The organism is Campylobacter showae CC57C (genome assembly GCF_000344295.2).
In the GTDB taxonomy this organism is placed as follows: domain Bacteria; phylum Campylobacterota; class Campylobacteria; order Campylobacterales; family Campylobacteraceae; genus Campylobacter_A; species Campylobacter_A showae_B.
Map to the genome: position 1 here is coordinate 1 of NZ_AOTD01000109.1, position 4,251 is coordinate 4,251.

A 4,251-nucleotide genomic window follows, 5' to 3' on the forward strand; every position below is an offset into this window, starting at 1 on the left:
TCGTTAATTCCGTCAAAAATAAAATCATCCATAAGCGTAAATGTATCTATAAAGATTTCATCTTGCGATATTTTTTCGCATATTTTTATATCGATCCAGCTAAAATCAGCTATACAAAAGTTTATCCCAAGATACGGCGTAAAGGCGGTTTTATGCTCTTTCAAATTTGAAATTATCTTATCCCGATAGCCTTGCTCTAAATTTTCTAAATTTAAAAATATGACATAAGACGGCGAGCAGATGAGCTCTCTGTAAAATTGCTTTTTCTCCTTGGCGTTTTGATAGCCTTCCTCTATGTGCATATTGCTTGAGAGGGCAAATTTTATGCCGTTAAAAACAAAACTCTTTTTTAAAATTTGCCTATCTATTTTTACGCTGTATTTGATACCGGATAGCTTAAAATACTCCTCCTCGCCTATAACAGCGCCTAAAAAGCCCATTATAGCTGTCTTTGGCGGCACAGGATAGGTCAGACTAGAATAAATCGTTGCCGGATGCGAAAAATGAGCGTAATCGCCGAATAATCTAAAAGCAATAATGCTCATTTTATGCCTCTATCTTTTTCCAGCTACTATCAAAATTTTCTTTGTTTATCGCTTCAAAATCATAATCGCTCATATACTCTATTTTTTCTATATTTGCGGCATATCTTGCGAGTTTATTTTTTAAATTTGTAAAGTCGATAAAGTATTCGTTGATACTTCTTATAGCTCTATCTTCCTTTTCGCTTTTTAGGCTTATGCTATTGTTTAGATCGCCCGCAAACGTATCGTCCTTATACGTGATGATTAGCATAAACCTCGGAGTCTGGCCGATTTTGGAGCGAGTCGTTAGGTTTTTAGTGCCGTGCCACAAAGCTTTTAAAATTTTAGCCTCATCGGCTTCGTTAAAGCCCGTTTTTGCCGCATTGTAGTTATCAATAATGCCGTAAGTAGCAAAAACAGCGTATTTTAAAAATTTTTCCTCTCTAAAAGTCGCTTGATCTTTTTGCTTTTTAGGATCGTTTGGATCGTAATCGCTGGCAAAAGCGCCGGTTCCTCTTACGTGCTCTATCTCAACCTTATTTAAAGATTTGCTTAATCTAAACTGCACCGGACCGGTAAACTGAACGCCCGCGGTTTTTATCTCTTTATCCTGCTTCATCTCGTTTTTATCCGAAATCGGCAAGACGCCGCCAAATGCGCGAATATCGATAAATTTAGACAAAATTTCTTTTTGTAGTTCGTTTTTGCTTTGCTTTATGTTTATGCTTTGTCTGATCGCCGTTTTAGCGTCTAGTACGGCATCTTCTATCCTATACTCCTTTATAAAAATCGACGCCTCGTCTTTTTTTATAATCTCGTCTCTGATAGTTCTTTTTATGCGCACGTCCGTCACTTCGGCGATGCCGGTCTCATCATCGCATCTTGGAGCGTTATCTTTTAGCATATCGCCGTTTGGATTCCAGTTCTCTCCATCCCATAAAAAAAGTATCTCTTTTTTCTGCATTTTATTCTCCTTTTATTTCGTTTTATCTTTTAGAAATTTGCGATAATCGCTTCCGCCCATAGCAAAAGCAAGCGTGGTATGTGAGCTTTTTACTATTTTGCCTTCTTTGGAAAATACTTGCGGTAAAATTTCAATCAAACACTCTTTTATGTTTTCAACACTAGAATTTGGCTTGCCAGAAGCCGCCTTAAGCTTTCTAATCATCTCTCGCACTTAGTCCAAATTCGCTCCAAATTTTCCCTACTTATCGAGCCACAGTCATTGAGCCAGTTGCTAAACGATACGCCGCCGTTAACGCCGAGCTGCCAGTTTATCAGAGCTGCGCTTAGCATACCGAGTAAATAAGCGCTTGCAAGCGCGTCATCTTGATTTAAAAATTCGCTATTTTTGATTAGCTCTTTAATCAGTTCTTTTTTATCGGTTAAATTTTCCAAATCGCACTCCTTTTGAAACACTAGTTTTTTATTTAACACATTGATCTCGTTAAAAAAATTCTGATATTTTTTAATAACATCAATCGTTCTTTGCCTGTAAAAATCGTTAAAATATTTACTCCACTCTAATTTCTCCGCATAGTCCTTATTGACGCTACCATAACAAATCAGATCGCTATATCTTTCTATCATAATTTCTAAATCAAATTTATTTCGCGATAACAAAAAGCTCATCACGCTTAGCCTATCTTCAAACAAATTTTGAAGATATATCGTCTCATCGGTTCCGCTGTTTTTTTCATAGAAAGCTTTTATGTTAAAATCGCCCATTAATTTTGAAATATGGGAGATAAAAGAGGGCAAAACGTCATCTATCGCAAGCTTTAAATCGATAGCTGCGTTGCTTTGCGTATAAAATAAAATCGTATTTAAAACCGGTAAATTTTCCTGTTTTTTAGCAGCGATCTCAAGATAATCATTTATGCTAAATTTTATAACTTCTTCGGCCATCTCAATATTTTTCATATCACTTTTTGAAGTTTCTTCTAGTATTTTTATAATCTCTTCTAGATTTACCGAGCTACCCAAAATCGTCGGTAAAATCGCCATTTTCATACCGTAAAAATTGTGCGATAGCTTATCTTTTATCGCTTTAAAGCCGTTTTCTACCTTTTTTGCGCTAATAGTGCTTAGCGGCAGTAGTTTTGATTTGATAAATTGCATATTAGCAGGCATCTCATTTACCGAGCAAAACGCCAAATTTGCATCACCGCCGATACCTTTTTCATTTGTCAAAATATCGTATCCGTAAGATGATTTTTGCTCTTTTACGCTGATATGATTTTCAAAAATTTGCTTAAAATAGGCAGAAACGGGCTTGCCCTTGTATGAGAGCGAGAAAAAAGTAGCGACTTTTTTGCCTTTTTCCTTTTTAATCTCATCAAGGCCTTTGATCTCATCTATAATATCGGCAAAATATTCTTCATTTATGCTTGATAATATAGACAAAATAGCGTCTTTTTCTATATTGCTCGGCTCAAAACACGAGAGCAAATTTGAAACCGATCTCAAAACGCCTTTTATAAACTTAGCTTCGTCTTTATTTACTTCTTTGGATAAAAATTGAGAATTTGGAAAAAGATTACCGGAATTTGCGCCTACGCCAAATCTACATATTATCAGATCGTCTTTGCTTATGTTTAAATTCGGCTCTATTCGCTTGTTTTCTATGTCGCAGAGATATACTTTGATTGCGTCGTATTTGTAGGCTTCATTTTTGAGACGTTTTTCGTCTTTTTGATATATTTCGCCTATGTCGGCGAAAATTTTAACTATATCGCCCAAGAGATTCCCCTAAATTAAGTTGGCATAATTATACTGCAAGCAATCTTTGATGTCAAGTTATTATAATTTACATAGATTTTACTTGATTTTTTGAGTATGTTTTTATAAAATGCTCTTTGAAAAGCAAGTATTTCTTGTTCTCCTTATAGGCTTTTAAATTTATATTTTACTTAACTTGCTTTTCCTTTGTTATCTCCACAAACCCCGCTCCGCAGTTCATACATCCGCTTCCTACGCCCGCATCAAGGATCAAATTTATCAGCTCTGGTTGCGCGCAAATTTTCCATTTCGCTTGCCATGCCTGAACTGGGGAGCGGTTATTGCCGTAGTAAAAATTAAATGAATTTTGCAAATTTTGCCAGAGCAAATTTAGCTCAAATTCCCCGCTATATTTGTGCCCGCTAAGCGTTTCAAATCTTTGCAAAGCATTCGTTTTCATTATCTCAAGATGCCTGGAGTCTTGCGGCTGCAGGTAAATTTTATGTCCCCAAAAGCCCGCCTATAGCGCACGCCACGCAGCCTTGCAGTACCGCTTCACTTTGCGCAGTTCTATGCTCGCTCACCGCCACCGTCGTATCACACAGGCAAATCTCACCCAAGCTTAGCCCATCTTTTAGCACGGCAAGCGCAATTATTTTTTCAAATTCCGGCTCATAAGAGGTAAATCTAATCCGCAAATTTGCACCATTTAAACGAAAATCGAAATTCGTTCGTTTAAAAATTTTGCCGCTGGGCTCATGCCTGTACCCATCGTGCTCGGCGCTTGGTAAATAGCGGTAGATGTAGCCTTGGATGAGCTGGGGCAACGCTTTTGAAATTTTTAAATTTGCGCTTGGCAAACGTGAGGTTATCGTGAGCATTTTTATCCTTAAATTTGATAATTTTTTAATGCAATTATAAAAAATATTGCATTAAAAATCGACTTTACTAAAAAATCTAGCAAAATTTTAAATTTTAGCCGTCAAATTCGCTAAAATATCCGCAA

4 protein-coding genes and 1 pseudogene are annotated in these 4,251 nt (G+C 36.6%); all 5 read right to left on the reverse strand.

From position 1 onward, the window contains the following. Nucleotides 1–545: CRISPR-associated protein Cas5 (cas5, locus tag H740_RS04090; RefSeq protein ID WP_002951627.1), on the reverse strand; the 545-nt coding region annotated here is incomplete at its 3' end. Nucleotide 546: 1 nt separating this feature from the next. Next, on the reverse strand, nt 547–1,488 hold the full coding sequence (cas7b, locus tag H740_RS04095) for a type I-B CRISPR-associated protein Cas7/Csh2 (RefSeq protein WP_002951628.1): 942 nt from the start codon (nt 1,486–1,488) through the stop codon (nt 547–549). Nucleotides 1,489–1,500: 12 nt separating this feature from the next. Then, the gene (locus H740_RS12105; RefSeq protein WP_231679307.1) at nt 1,501–1,692 is read right to left on the reverse strand and encodes a hypothetical protein; all 192 of its coding nucleotides are present in this window, start codon (nt 1,690–1,692) and stop codon (nt 1,501–1,503) included. After that, a complete protein-coding gene (locus H740_RS04100) occupies nt 1,689–3,266 on the reverse strand; it encodes a TM1802 family CRISPR-associated protein (protein WP_231679308.1) in 1,578 nt (525 codons plus the stop codon). Before H740_RS04100 ends, H740_RS12105 begins: the two co-directional genes overlap by 4 nt. Before the next feature lie 166 nt (nt 3,267–3,432). Beyond that, nucleotides 3,433–4,126 (reverse strand): annotated as a pseudogene (locus H740_RS04105) (CRISPR-associated endoribonuclease Cas6). Nucleotides 4,127–4,251: the final 125 nt, after the last annotated feature.

Excerpts from the sequence above, each read along its gene's own strand:
- cas7b (WP_002951628.1), bottom strand. The coding sequence starts at position 1,488 with ATGCAGAAAAAAGAGATACTTTTTTTATGGGATGGAGAGAACTGGAAT.
- H740_RS12105 (WP_231679307.1), bottom strand. The coding sequence starts at position 1,692 with ATGATTAGAAAGCTTAAGGCGGCTTCTGGCAAGCCAAATTCTAGTGTT.